Below are 17,926 nucleotides of genomic sequence, written 5' to 3'. Positions count from 1 at the left end.
AAGCATATAATTATATAGCAATTCTTTTAATTCTTGCTTGCTCATTGGGAGGTTGTACTTTGTCATCCGTAGTTCTAGCCAGCTTAATTTTTATTGTTACATTAGTTTTAATTATTTGGCAACCTAGAAATCTATCGATAGGGTGGTCAGCTTGCGGAGGGGCAGTCGTAGCACTTCTCGTTGGAGTTGTTGATTTTCAGGATGTATGGGATGTGACCCAAATTGTCTGGAATGCTACGTTGGCCTTTATTGCGATTATTATCATTTCATTGATTTTGGACAGGATTGGTTTCTTCGAATGGGCTGCATTACATATGGCTAGTGCGGCACAAGGAAGCGGTATACGCATGTTTGTTTATGTATCTGTACTCGGTGCTGTAGTTGCTGCATTCTTTGCGAATGACGGTGCAGCCCTGATCCTGACGCCGATTGTACTAGCCATGGTTCGAGCCCTGCAATTCGATGAGAAGAAGGTATTTCCTTTCATCATCGCGAGCGGCTTTATTGCAGATACGACTTCGCTTCCGCTTGTTGTCAGTAACCTGGTGAACATCGTATCGGCAGATTTCTTTGGGATTACCTTCATCCAATACGCCAGCCGCATGATCGTTCCCAATATATTTTCTTTATTGTCTAGCATTCTTGTGCTGTACTTGTTCTTCCGTAAAAGCATACCGAGGAAGTTTGATGATAAACAGCTTAAACCGCCGTCAACTGCAATCCAAGATCCGAGAATGTTTCGTGCTTCTTGGCTGGTGCTGGGCGCTCTATTCATAGGTTATTTTATGTGTGAGTTTATAGGGATCCCCGTGTCTATTGTGGCGGGAGTTATAGCGATAATATTTATGCTGCTGTCAAGGAGAAGTCCAACCGTACAAACGAAGGAAGTGCTGAAAGGCGCCCCGTGGTCTATCGTATTATTCTCCATAGGCATGTATGTCGTCGTATATGGCTTGCGGAATGTGGGGCTGACCGATGCTCTTGCCAGCATTATTCAAAAAATTGCCGATCAAGGCTTGTTTGCCGCAACGATGGGGATGGGTTTCATTGCTGCCCTGATCTCATCCATGATGAACAATATGCCGACAGTCATGATTGATGCACTAGCCATCGAGGCTACAAATACATCAGCGGTTATTAGAGAGGCATTAATTTATGCGAATGTCATCGGCTCCGATTTAGGCCCTAAAATAACACCGATTGGTTCATTGGCAACCCTGCTATGGCTTCATGTGCTGTCCACAAAGGGTGTGAAAATCAACTGGGGTACGTATTTCAAGACGGGGATTATCCTAACAATTCCAACTTTATTTATAACCCTCTTAGGATTATATATTTGGTTAACCATACTTTAATTTTGCGAAAAAGGAGGGAATGAAACAGAGAGAGAAAGAGATTTTAGCTCATGTGCGAAAGAGCTAAAATCTCTTTTTCTATAACCAAATACTATTCTATGGGATGATTTGCGCTTGACTCCATTCGAAATAAAGCTCTGGATGCTGATGACTTACATAAGTGAGAAAAGGCTGCAGACAACCGATATTGGACAAGCTTTTCAGCATACGCTGAGGATAGGGTTGTACTGTCCGATATGAATTCACATGATCGATGACCTTTAATGTATTTTCAGGAGTTACATAGACATGCCGTAACGCGGTATCGATACGAGTGAACTGTATCCGTCTCATCTCTTGGATTATTAATACTAGCTGTTCGGCGATAAAGTCTGGAAAATCTGACCTGTTGGTGAGAAATGCTTTTAACCCAGGCCCGCTGAAGTATTCCATCACGATGTAATTTCTGCCGACCTCATAGACCAACGGAATAAAGGAAGCGGAAGCAGCCGCAAGAAGAGCCTTGGCTTCGGTCTCAGCATCTGATTCATTTACAAAGATTTTTACGCATTGCTGGGCAGAAATTTGAAATACTGCTCCTTGAGCACCTGCACCAATATAAGGAAGCTCAGTCGGGTTATGATGACCGATTTGATACGGGACACCTGCCATATGAGTCCCTGGAAAAACAATAATCCTATCGAAGTTATTCATATTGCCCCCCCATGATACTTGTAATGTCTATACCAGACAGGGAAATTATATATTATGGATTGAATCAAAGAATTCATAGCATTTCGCCGATGCTCCATATAATTTACCAAGGTGATTACATCTTGTTCGGATACGCCCCACTCTCTTGGAATATTGCTGGCAGCATGAAATAAGTCATCCCGTGTCAAGGAATGCAGCTTGGATAGCGCTTCGCGAAAAGGGTGCGTACCATCAATAAAAGGAACGAAGCGTTGATAAAGGGTTCCCCAGTAAGCCTTGTAATTGTTTATCTTGTTTAGCAACATTTCAGCGTTCCAAAGGGGGCCGTTAAACACATTGGCTTGATCGATCATCCATAACTTCGGCTTATCCCTCTCATTTCTTACTATTAATTTATGCTAAAATACGATTTAAAGAGTGGTTCAATGGACGAGGTAGATTCGTTGATTTTAACGGTCTCTTGAGGGAACTTTATTTTCTTCGCTTGACTTGGAGTGGGATACAAGCAGACTGTGCTTGAAAAAGAAAGAATGCTGAGAATACCGGCAGAATAGCTTCTTACTAGGGAGGGATGAAGCGTGGAGCGTCTTTGGACGAAGTCGTTTATTTTTATGACGGTTGGAACGCTGCTTCTGTTCACTGGATTTTATTTGCTGCTTCCAACGCTGCCGCTGTTTATCAAAGAGCTGGGCGGCGACGAAGCGCAGGTTGGCATGGTAACGGGGGCGTTTATGCTGTCTGCCGTTATTTTCCGTCCGATCGTCGGCGTGCTGTTGGATCGGTTCGGAAGGCGTCCCTTTATCATTTGGGGACTGATCCTCTTCGCCTTGGCGATGTATATGTACGATTGGATCGGCGGCATCGCCGTCTTAATATGGATTCGCATCGTGCACGGGATGAGCTGGGCCGTATCTACGACGGCACTTTTTACGGCCGCTACGGATATGATCCCCGCTACCCGCCGCGGGGAGGGAATGGGCTGGTTTGGCACAGCCATGACTCTCGCTATGGCGATCGCTCCGCTCTTCGGCATCTGGGTTGTACAGCATCTATCGTATAGCGCCCTATTTCTGTCCGCCGTGGGTCTTTCCGTCGCAGCGCTGCTGTTTACATTTGGCGCTAAAATCCCGTTCCAGCCGCAAAAGAGGACTACGAGAATCGAGCTCTTCGAAAAATCCGTCCTGCCTGTCACCGCTGCTGTTTTTTTCCTGACGATTGCTTACGGAGGCATTACGACCTTTGTTCCGCTGCTTGCCAGTTCGGTCAAGGTCAATTCCGGTACATTCTTTCTCGTTTATGCCGTGACCCTATTTTTAATTCGCCCTATCGCAGGAAAACTATCGGATCGTCATGGTGAGGCATTTGTCATTATTCCGTCTCTAATGATTACGATTCTGGCATTGATGGTGCTCAGTTTCTCGGCCGGACTATTCGGCATGCTGACATCGGCTGTTTTATACGGTATTGGTTTTGGCTCAGCACAGCCGACGCTGCAAGCGGCAACGATCCGTCTGGCCCATCCAGAACGGAGAGGGGGAGCCAATGCGTCCTTGTTAACCGCTACCGATCTTGGCATTGGGCTGGGCGCTATCGTGTTAGGCTGGATATCCCAGCATACCAGCTACCAGGTATTGTTTACGGTTAGCGCTGCTTCGGTCGCGTTTTCCTTGTTGTTGTTCATTTTCTTTGTAAAGCACTTGTTAAAAAATAAAGGGCTGTGCCCGCAAAACGACGCTGGTCTTTCGTCTGAAACGAATTGACGCAGCTTCACTGTACACTATACCGCAGCATACGCCGAGATTAGCTAACCGGAGGCTTTGGATCACCAAAGCCTCCGGTTTATTATATTTACAAAACATGTAATTCTTTTCTAAAAGCTATTGACCAATACGATATATCGCTATATTATAACGATATATCGTATTGAGGAGTGAGAATGGGATGAAGTTTCATCATTATGGTGCTTGGTCAGGGAATCAACATGGACACGGCAGATATAACAAGGAAGAAATTTACCAGGAGTTATTCCTGAGGCATCGCCATGGCGGCGGACGCGAAGGCTTTAAAGGACGGGGGGAAGGCAAGCGCTTTTTTGAGCGCGGGAAATTTAAATTTGCACTGCTTGAACTGCTGGCCACTGAACCGATGCACGGGTATCAGTTGATTAAGACGATGGAAGAGAAAACGGGCGGTTTGTATACGCCAAGCCCCGGTTCTGTTTATCCGAATTTGCAGTGGCTTGAGGACATGCAGTTAATAGGCAGCAGCGAGAAGGGCGGCAAGAAGCTGTACCATATTACGAATGAGGGATTAGCGTATCTTCGTGAACAGAGAGGTGCAGAAGACACGGAACAGGCAGAGAACCGCTGGGAACACCGCGGGCGGCACCGGCCGCATGGCGGCGGACATGGGAAGCATGTTTTGCGCAGCCTGATGAAGGAATGGTCGGATGTCGTTTATTTGATGGCAAGAGCCTCCGAAGCGGCAAAAGAGAATCCCTCTTCCAAGCAAGCCGGGCAGTTTCAAGACCTCATGGCTAAACTTCAAGCCAGCTTAACTGAAAATCTGGCTTCTGTTCCAGTCAGAAGCAATGATGGAACCGAATCTCAGCGAACCAGCGAGAATAGTAAATAAGCAGACGTAGGCGTGGATCAAATGATCAGGCGCTTGAAGGGCGAATGATACCTGTTATGCGGAATTGTATCGTCATTCGCAGAGCACAAAGAGGTCGGCGTCATGATTCGGTGGAGATCGCTGGAGGAATGGAAAAATTGGGAGAAAAGCGACGTTCATATCCAGTGACATCGGCAAAATAGAGGCAAACCGGCGCCGGATTACATTATTAGTACGACTGTCAATATGTATGAAGTGAAGGCCGTAAAGGAAGGTTTGAAACAAGAATAGCTTTCGTATTTGGGCCGCCGATAGCGGAGAACGGTGAGTTCTGCGTTAAAGATTTTGACGGCGAAGTCATTAAGCGGATATTATTAAGCGAATAGAATGGTTATTAGTCTATCTTAAAGCCTTGACAGGAATTCGGCATCAAGGCTTTTTTTTTTATGAAATGGACTTAACAACTTATACACAATATATAAATCAGTTCTTCATAATTGTAGTTTATATTGTTTTGTAAGGAGGAGATAATAATGAAGAAAATTTGGATCGGAATCGCTACAGCAGCTATAGTCATGGGAATTGGGACAGCGGCATATGCTGCAAACACCAATAATGATGCGGATAGCCGCTTCAAATTCTTTGAACAAATGCTGCCTTATGCAAGGCAAATGCATCCTAATTTTTCGGATAAACAAATCGAAGAGATGTATAATAACTGTCATGGCGGAAATGGCCCGCAGCGAATGATGAACAACAATGCGCAAATGCGTGGCGGCATGATGGGCTTTTAAATTGATCTTTGTCAAAGATATAACAATGAGGTTGAACGATGGATCGAATCAAAATTTTAATTGTCGATGATGAGCCTAGTCTTCGTCAAGTTATTAAAGCGTATTTGGAGAAAAATGAATACTGCGTTTATGAAGCCGAATCGGGAAAAGGAGCGCTTCAGATGTTTAAAAATCTGAAGCTAAGCCTCATTATTCTGGATTTGATGCTGCCGGACATTTCGGGGGAAGAAGTTTGCCAAACGATTCGCAGAACATCGGAGGTTCCCATTCTGATGTTAACCGCTAAAAGCAGCGAGGATGATTTGGTGTACGGTCTGCAGATCGGCGCGGATGATTATCTGGTCAAGCCGTTTAGTCCTCGGGAGCTGATGGCGAGAGTGATGAGCTTGTTAAGAAGAACGAAGAACTCGGAAAACACGGATCGGGGAAAAACGATGTCATTCAATAAAAGCTTCCTGAGCATCGATCCGGAGCGGTACGAGGTGAAACTCGGAGGAACCGCGGTATCCTTAACACCAATTGAATTTAAATTATTGGAAATTCTGGCCAAGTACCCCAAGCGGGTATTTGGACGCTCCGAGCTGGTTAATCTTATCCAAGGAGACGATTTTGAAGGCATGGATCGTACCATAGATGTCCACATCAAGAACATTCGCCAAAAAATCGGAGATGATCCCAAAACTCCAACCTTTATTGCCACCGTATACGGCATAGGCTATAAGTTCCAGGTGGATTCGGATGAATAGCAGGGGGCTGCGTAGAAAACTTCTTTTTTCCCATATTGGCGTAAGTCTCGGTTCGCTCCTGACAATTATGCTGCTTGTTTATTTCGCGATGTCTTTTTCATTCGGCAAGTACGTACAACATCAGTATGAAGCAGAGGCTAATACCATCCTAGAGGATTTGAAAGGCTCCTATAATGTTAATTCAGGACAGTGGAGAATGAATAACCTGATGTCGATATCCCATCAGGCCATGCTGCGTAATTATGATATTAGAATCTATGATGCAGCGGGGAATATCATTTGGGATACCGAGAACATGGGGAGGATGATGCATGGCTCGGCTTCTAAGGGAATGCACGGGAAAGTGAGTGAATCTGAAGCTGATCATGTCGTGACACGAGATATTATAAAAAATGGTGAAAAAATAGGCAGCCTTGAAATCATCGGGATCGCAGGCAGCTTCGAAACGCAAAATCGTCAGTTCCTGAAGCTGTTCAATACTTTGCTCGGGTGGGCACTTGTTGCTGTCATCGCTGGTGTGACTGTGTTTAGTATTTTAATGTCAAACAGTCTAAGCAGGCCTTTAGTTCGCATTAGGCAGATCGCTGCTCAAATGAAGGAAGGAAACTTATCCTCGCGGGTTCCGATCTCTAGCCGACAAACCGAAATCGAGGAGGTGGGGCTTGCTCTTAATCATCTGGCCGATTCGCTACAGCAGCAGGACAAATTGCGCAAGCACTTGACCGCTGATATTGCGCATGAATTGCGTACGCCGCTAACAACGATTCAAAGTCACATTGAAGCCTTTCAGGATGGGATCTGGGAAGTGAGTTCAGAAAAGCTGGAGATCTGCCATGAGCAAGTGATGCGTTTAGTCAAGCTTATTCAAGATTTAGAAAGTTTGACGCGTGTAGAAAATCCGATGGTGAAGCTGCAGCGTGAAAGGCTTTGTTTAAACGAGATCATTAAGATTTCGGTGAACTCCATTAAAGGACAATTTGAGGGGAAGCCAATTGAGCTTGTTATTAAAGAGCAGGATAAGCTGTATATATCCGGTGACGCTGGACGTTTAACCCAAGTTTTTGCCAATCTTCTAGAGAATGCGTATAAATATACGAATGAGGGCCAGATTTCCATTGAAATGCTGGAAAACTCGGATCAAGCTTTGGTCATGATTACGGACACAGGACCCGGCATTGAGGCTGAGGAACTGCCGTATATTTTTGAACGTTTTTACCGTGGTGACAAATCTCGTAATCGCAAAACAGGGGGGGCAGGAATTGGACTAGCGATCGTTAAGGCCATCGTTGAAGCACATGGGGGAAGTATTTCCATTAAGAGCAAGCCCGGTGAGGGTACTCGTTTTGACATTTGTTTTCCTAAATGAGAAAGCCGCGGGTTAGTAATTTTTTACCCAACATAGTCAAAAATAACTTTAAGAACCTAGGCCCACAAGGGGCCTAGGTTCTTAAGAATGAGCTATATTATTTTCCAATGAACTCTTGAACCCAGTAACCGTTGTCGTAAGCTACGCCAATGTTCGTAAAGTTGGCGCTCATAATGTTTTGGCGGTGTCCTTCGCTGTTCATCCAAGCGTTCATGACTTCGGCAGGCGTGCGTTGGCCTTTGGCGATATTTTCACCGGCATAGCTGTAGGAAACTCCAAATTGCTTCATCATATCAAATGGAGAGCCGTACGTAGGCGATTGATGGTCAAAATATCCATTTTGGCGCATATCCGCTGCTTTGGCAACAGCCACTTTGGTTAGATCGTCTTGCGTCGCAAGCGGCTTCAGGCCTGCCTTGCTGCGCTCTTTGTTCACCAGATCAACTACCTGCGCGGCAAAGGAAGCTTCGTCTGTTTGTCCGCTTGTATTGTTGTCCTTGCTTGGTGTAGTTGGTGCCGTAGTCGTTCCATTGTCAGTTGATGGTTTCTGGCTTGGAGTAGTCGGCTTTTGACTAGGCGCAGTCGGTGTTTCCTTCTGCGGCGCTTGCGGTGTCTCAGTCTGATTCCCTGGCGCAGGCAGGCTAGGAATATACCATTTTACATTGTCAAAAGATTCATTCCAGCTCCATTTCAACCAAATTTGTTGAACTTGCTTTTGCCAATCACTAGACGGAGTTGAAGCTGCTTCTGCTTTTGTGCCAGATGGCAATATAAGTCCTGCAGCAAGTACAGCCGTTGCTATGCTGCCTGTTATTATTGATTTTAGTTGCTTGTTTTTCATGATTAAATTCCCTCCAAATCATTCTATGAGTTTTTGAAAACATGATAGACTGAATACGACAATAGTTACAATTTTGTAATTTTGCGCAACCTCATTCTAACATGCATTAAAGAGAAATAGGGGAGGTAAGTTATGGATAGAGGAGGGCGAACCGTCGGATGCAGAGGGAACGCCAGATATAAACATTATAACGTTATGTTTACTTTCTGGCGTATGCATGTTATTTTAAACATTATAATGTTTCGATGGGGAGCGGGTGGTAGTATTGGATGATAGTGTTGAAACGGAAATAGGGAGAGGTAGAGCAGGGGCTTTGAAAGGCGAAATACAAGGATTGAACGAAAGGTTCGTACTCCGTGATGTAAAAAGGGTGAACGGCGAGAAGATAGATATCGTCATTGAGAATGGAAAAATCGCCGAAATAACCGAAGCCGGAAAAGGAAGCGGACAGCCGCTGGTGAACGTGACAGGCGCTTATGTATCGAGTGGCTGGATCGATATGCATGTTCATGCCTTTCCTGAGTTCGATCCCTATGGGGACGAGATCGATGAGATCGGCGTGAAGCAGGGAGTGACAACGATTATCGATGCCGGAAGTTGCGGTGCGGATCGAATTGCCGATCTGCTGGCCGATAGCGAGCAGACTAAGACGAGGGTTTTTGCTTTTTTGAACATTTCGCGCATCGGGTTGTTAAGAGTAGATGAATTGTCCTGGCTGGAATGGATCGATAAGGAGCAGATCAAACGGAAGATTCAGTCCTGCGGGGATTTCATCGTAGGGTTAAAAGCGCGGATCAGTAGGAGCGTTGTCGGCGAAAGCGGCTTGAAGCCGCTTTGCATAGCCAGGGAGTTGTCGGACGACACGGGACTCCCGCTAATGGTGCACATCGGTTCGGGTCCCCCGGATATTCGAGAGGTAATTCCACTTTTGCAGCGAAAAGATATCATTACGCATTATCTTAACGGAAAGACGAACAATTTATTTGATGAGGAAGATCATCCGCTGCAAGTATTGACCGATGCGATAGAGAGAGGCGTTCATCTAGATGTTGGACATGGCACGGCAAGCTTCTCCTTTAAGGTGGCCGAAGCGGCCATGCGGCATGGGATTGGTCTTCATACGATCAGCACCGATATTTACCGGGGGAATCGGCTGAATGGCCCGGTTTACAGCATGGCCAACGTTTTAAGCAAATTTCTTAGTCTGGGTTATTCGCTGGAAGAGACGATCGATGCGGTTACCCGCCATGCGGCTGACTGGCTAGACAAACCGGAGCTGGGCCGGATTCAGGTGGGAGATGACGCTAACCTGACGCTATTTACGCTGGACGACGAGCAGGCTGAGCTAATCGATTCGGAAGGCGAGCGGAGATTGGCGAACCGTCTTATTAAAGCTAAAGGAGTGGTTACAGGTGGGGAATACATTGAATGCGAAGTACGGGCTTAAGCGGGTCATTAATGCCAGCGGGCGAATGAGCATCCTGGGGGTGTCCGCGCCGACTGATACGGTCATGGAGGCGATGAAGCAAGGAGGGCAAAGCTACGTCGAGATCGCGGATCTGGTCGATAAGGCAGGGGATCATATCGCGCGAATACTCGGATCGGAAGCAGCGGTGGTCGTCAACTCCGCATCCAGCGGAATTGCCCTATCGGTGGCGGCTGTGGTGACTCAGGGGAATCGTCGCCGCAGTGAGCGCTTGCATCAGGATGCGATTCTCAAGAATGAAATCATCATTCTGAAAGGACATAATGTGCAGTACGGAGCTCCTGTAGAAACGATGGTATCTTTAGGCGGCGGAAAACTGCTGGAGGTGGGCTATGCCAATGAAGGCCGGGCAGAACATATCGAGGAGGCAATATCCGATAATACCGCCGCGATCCTCTACGTAAAATCACATCATGCCGTGCAAAAAAATATGATCTCAGCGGAGGAAGCGTGGGAGGTCGCCCAGCGCAGTGGAATACCGCTCATCGTGGATGCGGCAGCGGAAGAAGATCTCCAGAAATATGTGAAATGCTCCGACCTGGCAATTTACAGCGGCTCCAAAGCAATTGAAGGCCCAACCTCCGGAATCGTCGCCGGTAAACGAACCTTTATAGAATGGCTCAAAGTACAATTGCACGGAATCGGGCGCAGCATGAAGGTAGGCAAAGAAACGACCTTTGGTTTGCTTCAGGCGTTGGATGAATATATGGTCAAGGAAGACAAGAGCGAGCAGGAGAAGGCGGCGTTACAAGCGCTCATGCCATTAAATAATATCTCGGGAGTTCATGTTGCCATTGTACAGGATGAAGCGGGGCGGGCGATTTATCGTGGGCGCATACACATCGATTCTGAGAAGACGGGCGTCTCTGCTAAAGAAGTGGCGGAGGGATTGCAGAACGGCGAGATTGCTATATATACACGGGATTACGGTGTGCGGCAGGGGTATTTCGATATTGACCCGCGTCCGCTCCTTGGAGATGACATTATCGTTATTGAAGCCAAAATACGGGAATTGACAGGAGGACGTTAGTATGTCACAGATCGCCAAACGATTTTATAAAGGCAGAGTCGCATTAAATGTTCTGGCCAAGGACGTTGAAAATGCCAAGGAAGTATTCGAGGCCGCGGAAGGATATGTACTGGTCGGCGTACTATCCAAAGATTATGCGACGGTGGAAGAAGCTGTTGCTGCCATGAAGCAGTATGGCCGGGAAATCGATGAAGCTGTATCGATCGGACTAGGCGCTGGCGATAATCGCCAGGCGGCCGTCGTAGCGGAAATCGCCAAGTATTATCCCGGAAGCCATATCAATCAGGTGTTTCCAGCCGTAGGTGCTACCCGAGCCAACCTTGGGGAGAAGGATAGCTGGATTAATAGCCTGGTATCGCCATCGGGGCATCCGGGCTATGTGAATATTTCAACGGGTCCGATCAGTGCCGCGGGGAGCGAGCCAGCGATCATATCGATTCAATCGGCAATTTCACTCGTTCGGGATATGGGGGGAAATGCCCTGAAGTATTTCCCGATGCAAGGACTGAGCCGTGAAGATGAGTATCGTGCCGTTGCTAAAGCGTGTGCCGAAGAGAGCTTTGCCCTCGAACCGACAGGCGGCATTGATATGGACAATTTTGAGGCTATCTTGCGAATTGCCCTGGACGCAGGGGTGCCGCAGGTCATCCCTCACGTATATTCTTCGATAATTGATAAGCAATCGGGAAAAACGAATGTCCAAGACATGCGCGATTTGCTGTCAATCATGAAAAGGCTGGCTGATTCGTATGCCTAAGCGGATAGCAGCGTTTGGCGAGGTCATGATGCGTCTGCAAGTGCCGGGGTATGAGCTTCTGTCGCAGGGGAACACACTGCACTATACCTTTTCCGGCACCGGCGTGAACGTCGCCTCGGCGTTGGCGCGGTTCGGCCACACGGGGAGCCTGATCTCCCGCTTGCCGGTCAATCCGTTAGGTGAGGCTGCTGCAGCTTATTTGCGTAAGCTGGGCATCTCTACGCCCTTTATTCAAAAAGGCGGAAATTATATCGGCATGTACTTCCTTGAGAACGGCTTTGGCGCTAGGCCTAGCCGGGTGACCTATAGCAACCGCCTGGAGAGCAGCTTCAATACAGCACCTGAGGGTGTGTATCCTTATGACGATATTGCCCGGGGAATTGATGCAGTACATTTCTGTGGAATTACTCTGGCAATGAACGACGGCGTCAGGCAGCATATGCAAGCATTGGCCCGTGCGGTGAAGCGGCAGAGTGGTCTTGTTATTTTCGATTGCAATTACCGTCCGTCTCTGTGGGGCGAGGGTGGGTATGACAAGGCGAAGCCGCATTATGAGGAGATGCTGCGGCTGGCGGACATCGTGATGATGAACGAGAAGGACGCGATCCACACCTTAGGCATGAGCACGCAGAAGGAGCAGCGCGAAGAGCAGCTTAGGGAGCTGATTCCAATCATTGCCGAGCAATATCAAATCTCGGTCATAGCGGGTACACACCGCCGGATCCACAACGATAATTCGCATTCCTTGCGCGGCTATCTGTACAAGGATCAGAGCTTTACTTTTTCAGATATGCTGACGTTCGCCGTCTATGATAGAATAGGTGCCGGGGATGCATTTACAAGCGGAATCGTTCATGGCGAACTGGAAGGCTACCTGCCTGAGAAGACGGTCGCGTTTGCGGCGACGGCAGGCATGCTTGCCCACACGGTGTCCGGCGATACCCCTATGGCAACTGAAGAGGAAATATTGCGGGCCATGACGGAATCTGCTCGCGACGTAGAAAGGTAGTGGATTGAAGTGAGCCTGTCCAGAAAGGATAAACCCTTATACTTGCAAATCAGGGATATTTTGAAGGATCGGATCCTGCACGGTGTTTATCCCTTAGGGGAGAATATCCCTTCTGAGCCGCAATTGGAGCAGGAGTTTTCCGTAAGCAAAATTACCGTTAGAGGTGCGATTCAAGAGCTTGTCCTAGAAGGATATCTTGAAAGAGGCAGCGGAAAAGGAACTAAGGTGATCCGCAACAAGGCCGCCTCCAAACTATCGAAGTGGAAGCACTTCACAGAGATTTTGGTGGAAGAGGGACATCGGATCAACAAGCAGTGGCTGCGTGCAGAAATGAGGCGCAATGAAGCAGGGACGGAACTGCATCTGCTATTTGGAGATCAATGTTTAAGGCTGGAACGAGTGTATTATCTTGATGATCAGCCCTACATTTACTATACGCATTATTTGGCAATGATTATTGACGACTTGCAACTTTCTGATTTAAATGCCAGATCCTTGTACGATCTGCTCCAGGAGCAAAGTATTTCTCTGGACAGGCTGCGAGACGAGTTCTCGGTGGCTGTTCCACCACCGGAAGCGGAAGATATTTTGCAGCTCGGGAGCAAGGGATTGCCCCTGCTGAAACGGTCTCGTTATTCCTACGATGAACACGGCAAGGTAAGGGAGTTTAGCGTAGGATATTACAATACGGAACTGCAAAATTATATCGTGAATTATGATGTCTAATCTGGATTTTCTTCATCTGAAGGGCTGCCCCTAGCATGCGGTGTACTACCGCTGGGGCAGCCTTTTCCTATGATGTTGAATGCGCTATCAACAAGAAGCTCTTCATCAAGCAATAATTGTAATAATTAGATGTTTTAATGCAGGAACCTCAAATCGTGAAGATAGATATTAGGGATAATGTCATAAAAATGACATAAAATCATGCCTGATTCTGAAAAAAGGGACTCTAATGGGCTATGTTAGTGAGAAATGTTATAGCTTATCATGTTAAATGAATAATTCGTCTGGGCTAAGTAATAAAAAAAGGGGGCATCAGAAATAAGCTTATGAGACGCAAAGGAGTGGTTGCATTTCTTGTCCTTACTGCGGCAATGCTGCTAAATCTAGCATGGGCAGGTGCTGCTGCTTCTCCAATATTTGCAGAGTCTGCGGCAGAGGATCCAGGATCAGCTTCCGACATCCCCTCCCTACAGCGATTGATTGACGAAGCAAATCCGGGAGACACTCTTGTACTGACTGAAGAAAAATATGCAGGCCCGGCCGTCCTAACTAAGAAACTAACGATTGAAGGCGGAAAGACGGCGATTATCTATAACGAGATGCCAAAAGCGGCCATTCGAATTGAAGCGTCCGATGTTATAGTTCGGGGAGTGAATATTTTACAGAGTGCGGCTGGAGAAGAGACTGCCGCGATTGCAGTGGATGGGGATAACGTTGTTCTTGAGGAGCTGAGAATCAAAACTGTCGGCTTCGGCATTTTGCTGCGCGATGCAGATCATGCTCTGATTCGGAACAATGAAATCTCTTGGCTGCGTGCAGAAGGTGAAGCCGATACAAAACTCGGACAGAAGGGAAACGGCATCGATCTGTATAATTCACACGACAATCGCATTGAGGAGAATACGATCGCTGGCATGCGGGACGGCATTTATCTGGAGAACAGCAATGGGCAAAATGTAGAGAATAATCGGTTGTACGGCTCGCGCTACGGCATCCACTGCATGTATGTAAAAGATACACGAGTCCATAACAATCAGGGCGAGTTCAACGTAACGGGTGCAATGATTATGGGCGTAAGAAACGTGCAGGTAACGGACAATTCTTTCGCGAAGCAGAGCCAGAATGCCAATTCGCAAGGGATTCTGTTATTTGATGTGCAAAATTCAGCCATCGAGAGAAATTTTGTTGAGGGCAATAGAGTGGGGATATACATTGAATTGTCGAAGGATAATCAAGTGAAAGAGAATTCAGTGATAAGAAACTTCATCGGCATTCAATTCAAGCAAGCTGAAGGCAACAGGATCGAGGGCAACGACTTCATATCTAATGTGATTGAAGCAGAAGCGACCGATAGCAGAGAGAATGAGATGAAGGGAAACTACTGGGATTCCGCGCAGGGGTTGGATATGGATAATGATGGAATAAGCGATATCCCGTATGCAATAAACCCTTTTTATCAAGAGCTGGTCGCGAAGACTCCGGCCTTTCAGTTGTTCTTTCAGTCGCCAGGCATGACGTTCCTAAGCGAGATGATCACCGATGAAGAGAAAAGCTGGGCGATGGATAGCGCGCCACAAATGAAGCTGAATGCGGCATCGGACATGCTGCCATTGCCATCTGGTGATGCGGAGGCTAAAACGGTCATTTCCGATCAAACGTTTATTTTGATTATCGCAACGATGCTGCTTGCTACAGCAATTATAACTATACTTTATTCGGGGGTATCCAAATCATGAAAAAATGGTCATTAGCTTTGATTATTATGCTTACATTTACTTTGTTGGCAGGCTGCGGTCAGGATAAGTATGCGGCACAGGCAATTAATGAAGATGTAGACGTCTGTGTTGTTTGCAATATGCAGGTGAAGGATGATGCCTTTGCTACGCAAATCGTGACGAAGGACGGCAAAAGTTTGAAATTTGACGATCTAGGCTGTATGTATGTATGGAAGAATGAGAACGGTACTGATGATATCGGCAAGGACTATGTACGTGACTACAACGACAAGGAGTGGATCGAGGTTAGCAAAGCAACTTATGTATACGACGCCTCACTCCGTACTCCGATGGCCTATGGCGTTGTCAGCTTTAAAGATAAAGCAGCGGCAGAAGCTTTTGTCGCAGAGCAGGGTATAGGCCAAGTGTTAAGTTCCGATGAGCTTGCGAGCCATGCTTGGGAGCAGAACCAGGATATGAAGCATGATCATGAGCACGGAGGTCATGGAGATCATGAGGATGCGCCTGGGGATGATCATCACGAAGATGAACATGAGGGGACTCATGAGATGCATCACGACGCTAGCGATGACGCAAACCAGCAATAGAAAATGAGGAAAAAAAGATGACTGATATGCTTCAAGTAGCAAAAAGAGAAATTAAGATTGGGCTCCGCAATCCGTGGGCCTATTCTTTTCTCATTCTGTTCTCGGTATTCAGCATAAGCTTGCTGCTCGTTAATTCTCAAAATGCCGTCAGCGGCTATTCCGCAATTACGGGTTCCATGCTGAACCTGATTTTATACTTGCTTCCGCTGATGACTTTGTTTCTCGGCTCCTTTTCCTTAACGGGGGAGAAGGAGGAGGGAAGCTGGCAGCTATTATCGACGTATCCGCTCGGCACCATGCCTTTTATTATTGGAAAATATGTAGGCCTTTCCGTCGTTTTATTAATCATTGTCTCATTCGGCTATGGTTTGATGGGCTTGATTTCTGTTTTTACGGGCACAGCATTTGAACTTAGTTCTTATTTGCTGTTCCTTGCCTTCTCCTGCGGCTTAGTGCTGTTGTTTCTGGCTATCGCCTTATTTGTCGGCTCCCTATCCAAAAATCGTTGGCAGGCATTGACGTTCTCCGTTATGATCTGGTTTTTTGCCGTGATCGGCTGGACGACGCTTCTTATTTCTATACTAGGCATGCTGCCTTATTTATGGATTAAGCCGCTGCTGGTCGCTTTAACATTCTTGAATCCGGCGGAGCTCGTGCGGCTCTTTGTTGTAATTAAGCTTGGCGGAGGTTCAGTGCTCGGGCCGGAATATTATGAGTGGGTGACCTGGATTCAGCAGCCGGGAGGCAGCTTGCTGTTTTTTATAGTATGCTTGGCTTGGATCGGTATCTCTATAACGGGGGTATATTGGATCTGGGAAAGGGGACGATCTCGTGGCTGATCCATTCGTGCAGGTAATCGGTGTCGATAAGGTGATTAAGAAGCAGAAGCTCGTCGAGAATATCAATTTGAATATCGAGGCAGGCAGCATCGTTGGCCTTTGCGGGGGGAACGGCGCCGGGAAAAGTACGGTTTTGCGCATGATTGCCGGAATCCTTCAACCCACGAGCGGGGAAATTACCGTAAATCAGCTACAATGGAAAAAAGATAGAAAGCAGTTCTCCCAACAGATCGGTTATATGCCGGACGATTTTCAGTTCTCGCACGGTCTGACGGCCGCGGAAGCATTGTCTTTCTGGGCAGCATTGCGCCGCGTTCCTCAGAGTCGGGTTGACGAAGTGTTGGAAATCGTAGGTTTGAGGGACAAGCGAAACAAGCAGGTGCACACTTTTTCCAAAGGCATGCGGCAGCGCATTTTGTTTGCTCAGGCTATGCTGGGGAAGCCGCCGTTGTTAATTATGGATGAGCCCACAAATGGGCTTGATCCTTATTGGATGAGTGAATTTGTTCGTTTATTGCAAAATATTCGGCGCGAAGGTCATACGGTCTTATTTTCCACGCACCAATTGGAGATTGCCGAGGAGATCGCCGACTACGTTGTCTTTTTGAATAACGGTCGAAATTATGGCGAGGGGACGGTGGAGCATTTCCGCCAGCAGTACGGCGCTTACCCGCTTCAGGCGGCGTTTCAGCAGAGCTTAGGAATAACCTCTACGGCAGGTGAGTTGAAATGAATAAACCGGAAAATAAAGGACTACGTACAAGCTCAGTAATTACGCTGGGACTAGCTTTATTTGCTATCGGCGCTGTCATATGGATTATCGTTACGTCCAATCAGGGGGAGCGCGCGGAGCAGAAAGCAAGACTAGCAATTGGGGCGGCTGCACCGAACTTTGAAGTTACGAACACGCATGGAGATCAGGTTGCGCTATCCGACTATCGAGGAAAAGTGGTTGTTCTTAACTTCTGGGCTTCCTGGTGTGAGCCTTGCGTGAAGGAGATGCCGCTCATCAATGAGGTGTACCTGTCGAACCAATCGGATGTAGCTACCTTGTTTGTGAATGCGGGAGAATCCAAAGCAACCGTGAATGAATTTTTGACTGAGCATCATTTTGAATTTCCGGTCATGATTGACGTGACAGGGAAAGTGGCTGGGTTATACGGGATTGTCGGCCTGCCGGTTACTTATATTATTGATAAAAAGGGCAATCTCCATCAATCCATCGTTGGCGAAATTACGAGCAGCGAACAGCTGCAAACCCACATTCAAGCTGCAGCAGATGATTAAAGCCAAGCTTTGATCATCTGCTTTATGTTATAAAGAATATCAATGGCTGCAAAGCGAGAGA

Annotated in this window: 18 protein-coding genes; 16 read left to right on the top strand and 2 right to left on the bottom strand. The window is 47.0% G+C overall.

What is annotated here, in order from left to right; translation table 11 throughout:
• The first annotated feature begins 59 nt into the window (after positions 1-59).
• Complete coding sequence (locus tag CZ379_RS21695; RefSeq protein WP_110933526.1) at positions 60-1,355, top strand: arsenic transporter; 1,296 nt, start codon at positions 60-62, stop codon at positions 1,353-1,355.
• Between the two features lie 96 nt (positions 1,356-1,451).
• Here CZ379_RS21695 and CZ379_RS21690 read toward each other — a convergent pair whose 3' ends face one another.
• Positions 1,452-2,048: a protein kinase family protein gene (locus CZ379_RS21690; RefSeq protein ID WP_110933525.1), complete on the bottom strand. Its 597-nt coding sequence runs from the start codon at positions 2,046-2,048 to the stop codon at positions 1,452-1,454.
• 578 nt (positions 2,049-2,626) lie between these two features.
• Here CZ379_RS21690 and CZ379_RS21680 point away from each other — a divergent pair.
• The 5 genes from CZ379_RS21680 to CZ379_RS21655 all read left to right on the top strand — a co-directional run bounded on the left by CZ379_RS21680 (position 2,627) and on the right by CZ379_RS21655 (position 7,567).
• Entirely contained in the window at positions 2,627-3,808 is a 1,182-nt protein-coding gene (locus CZ379_RS21680) for an MFS transporter (RefSeq protein ID WP_110933523.1), read from the top strand.
• A 181-nt stretch (positions 3,809-3,989) separates the two neighbouring features.
• Complete coding sequence (locus CZ379_RS21675) at positions 3,990-4,682, top strand: PadR family transcriptional regulator (RefSeq protein ID WP_110933522.1); 693 nt, start codon at positions 3,990-3,992, stop codon at positions 4,680-4,682.
• 512 nt (positions 4,683-5,194) lie between these two features.
• Positions 5,195-5,455 carry an FAD/FMN-containing dehydrogenase gene (locus CZ379_RS21665; RefSeq protein WP_110933521.1) on the top strand — a complete coding sequence of 87 codons (261 nt, stop codon included), beginning with the start codon at positions 5,195-5,197 and terminating at the stop codon, positions 5,453-5,455.
• Between the two features lie 38 nt (positions 5,456-5,493).
• Positions 5,494-6,201, top strand: a complete 708-nt coding sequence (locus CZ379_RS21660) for a response regulator transcription factor (protein ID WP_110933520.1) — start codon at positions 5,494-5,496, stop codon at positions 6,199-6,201.
• Positions 6,194-7,567, top strand: a complete 1,374-nt coding sequence (locus CZ379_RS21655) for a sensor histidine kinase (protein ID WP_110933519.1) — start codon at positions 6,194-6,196, stop codon at positions 7,565-7,567. Before CZ379_RS21660 ends, CZ379_RS21655 begins: the two co-directional genes overlap by 8 nt.
• Positions 7,568-7,664: 97 nt before the next feature.
• Here the strand turns inward: CZ379_RS21655 and CZ379_RS21650 are convergent, their stop codons facing one another.
• Positions 7,665-8,408, bottom strand: a complete 744-nt coding sequence (locus tag CZ379_RS21650; RefSeq protein ID WP_110933518.1) for a CAP domain-containing protein — start codon at positions 8,406-8,408, stop codon at positions 7,665-7,667.
• Between the two features lie 334 nt (positions 8,409-8,742).
• On the opposite strand from CZ379_RS21650, the gene CZ379_RS21645 reads away from it, so the two are divergent.
• The 10 genes from CZ379_RS21645 (at position 8,743) to CZ379_RS21600 (ending at position 17,865) form a co-directional block, all read left to right on the top strand.
• Positions 8,743-9,855: an amidohydrolase/deacetylase family metallohydrolase gene (locus CZ379_RS21645; RefSeq protein WP_110934498.1), complete on the top strand. Its 1,113-nt coding sequence runs from the start codon at positions 8,743-8,745 to the stop codon at positions 9,853-9,855.
• Positions 9,821-10,924, top strand: a complete 1,104-nt coding sequence (locus CZ379_RS21640) for a DgaE family pyridoxal phosphate-dependent ammonia lyase (protein WP_110933517.1) — start codon at positions 9,821-9,823, stop codon at positions 10,922-10,924. The genes CZ379_RS21645 and CZ379_RS21640 overlap by 35 nt, the downstream gene beginning before the upstream one ends.
• A gap of 1 nt (position 10,925) precedes the next feature.
• Positions 10,926-11,681, top strand: a complete 756-nt coding sequence (gene dagF, locus CZ379_RS21635; protein ID WP_110933516.1) for a 2-dehydro-3-deoxy-phosphogluconate aldolase — start codon at positions 10,926-10,928, stop codon at positions 11,679-11,681.
• Complete coding sequence (locus CZ379_RS21630) at positions 11,674-12,690, top strand: sugar kinase (protein ID WP_110933515.1); 1,017 nt, start codon at positions 11,674-11,676, stop codon at positions 12,688-12,690. The genes dagF and CZ379_RS21630 overlap by 8 nt, the downstream gene beginning before the upstream one ends.
• A 9-nt stretch (positions 12,691-12,699) precedes the next feature.
• Positions 12,700-13,416 (top strand): GntR family transcriptional regulator, encoded by a 717-nt coding sequence (locus CZ379_RS21625; RefSeq protein ID WP_110933514.1) that lies wholly within the window; start codon positions 12,700-12,702, stop codon positions 13,414-13,416.
• 326 nt (positions 13,417-13,742) lie between these two features.
• Complete coding sequence (gene nosD / locus CZ379_RS21620; protein WP_110933513.1) at positions 13,743-15,152, top strand: nitrous oxide reductase family maturation protein NosD; 1,410 nt, start codon at positions 13,743-13,745, stop codon at positions 15,150-15,152.
• On the top strand, positions 15,149-15,739 hold the full coding sequence (locus tag CZ379_RS21615; protein ID WP_110933512.1) for a nitrous oxide reductase accessory protein NosL: 591 nt from the start codon (positions 15,149-15,151) through the stop codon (positions 15,737-15,739). Before nosD ends, CZ379_RS21615 begins: the two co-directional genes overlap by 4 nt.
• 17 nt (positions 15,740-15,756) lie before the next feature.
• Positions 15,757-16,578, top strand: coding sequence for an ABC transporter permease (locus tag CZ379_RS21610; protein WP_110933511.1), 822 nt, complete (start codon positions 15,757-15,759; stop codon positions 16,576-16,578).
• On the top strand, positions 16,571-17,311 hold the full coding sequence (locus tag CZ379_RS21605; protein ID WP_110933510.1) for an ABC transporter ATP-binding protein: 741 nt from the start codon (positions 16,571-16,573) through the stop codon (positions 17,309-17,311). The genes CZ379_RS21610 and CZ379_RS21605 overlap by 8 nt, the downstream gene beginning before the upstream one ends.
• Positions 17,308-17,865 carry a TlpA family protein disulfide reductase gene (locus CZ379_RS21600; RefSeq protein WP_110933509.1) on the top strand — a complete coding sequence of 186 codons (558 nt, stop codon included), beginning with the start codon at positions 17,308-17,310 and terminating at the stop codon, positions 17,863-17,865. Before CZ379_RS21605 ends, CZ379_RS21600 begins: the two co-directional genes overlap by 4 nt.
• Positions 17,866-17,926: the final 61 nt, after the last annotated feature.

This window comes from Paenibacillus bouchesdurhonensis (assembly GCF_900155685.1).
In the GTDB taxonomy this organism is placed as follows: domain Bacteria; phylum Bacillota; class Bacilli; order Paenibacillales; family Paenibacillaceae; genus Fontibacillus; species Fontibacillus bouchesdurhonensis.
This window is presented reverse-complemented; position numbering and strand designations above follow the sequence as displayed.

Bases quoted from the DNA above. Each gene is read 5' to 3' on its own strand.
- CZ379_RS21690 (WP_110933525.1), bottom strand. From the start codon at position 2,048: ATGAATAACTTCGATAGGATTATTGTTTTTCCAGGGACTCATATGGCA.
- CZ379_RS21675 (WP_110933522.1), top strand. From the start codon at position 3,990: ATGAAGTTTCATCATTATGGTGCTTGGTCAGGGAATCAACATGGACAC.
- CZ379_RS21665 (WP_110933521.1), top strand. From the start codon at position 5,195: ATGAAGAAAATTTGGATCGGAATCGCTACAGCAGCTATAGTCATGGGA.
- CZ379_RS21660 (WP_110933520.1), top strand. From the start codon at position 5,494: ATGGATCGAATCAAAATTTTAATTGTCGATGATGAGCCTAGTCTTCGT.
- CZ379_RS21655 (WP_110933519.1), top strand. From the start codon at position 6,194: ATGAATAGCAGGGGGCTGCGTAGAAAACTTCTTTTTTCCCATATTGGC.
- CZ379_RS21650 (WP_110933518.1), bottom strand. From the start codon at position 8,408: ATGAAAAACAAGCAACTAAAATCAATAATAACAGGCAGCATAGCAACG.
- dagF (WP_110933516.1), top strand. From the start codon at position 10,926: ATGTCACAGATCGCCAAACGATTTTATAAAGGCAGAGTCGCATTAAAT.
- CZ379_RS21630 (WP_110933515.1), top strand. From the start codon at position 11,674: ATGCCTAAGCGGATAGCAGCGTTTGGCGAGGTCATGATGCGTCTGCAA.
- nosD (WP_110933513.1), top strand. From the start codon at position 13,743: ATGAGACGCAAAGGAGTGGTTGCATTTCTTGTCCTTACTGCGGCAATG.
- CZ379_RS21615 (WP_110933512.1), top strand. From the start codon at position 15,149: ATGAAAAAATGGTCATTAGCTTTGATTATTATGCTTACATTTACTTTG.
- CZ379_RS21610 (WP_110933511.1), top strand. From the start codon at position 15,757: ATGACTGATATGCTTCAAGTAGCAAAAAGAGAAATTAAGATTGGGCTC.
- CZ379_RS21600 (WP_110933509.1), top strand. From the start codon at position 17,308: ATGAATAAACCGGAAAATAAAGGACTACGTACAAGCTCAGTAATTACG.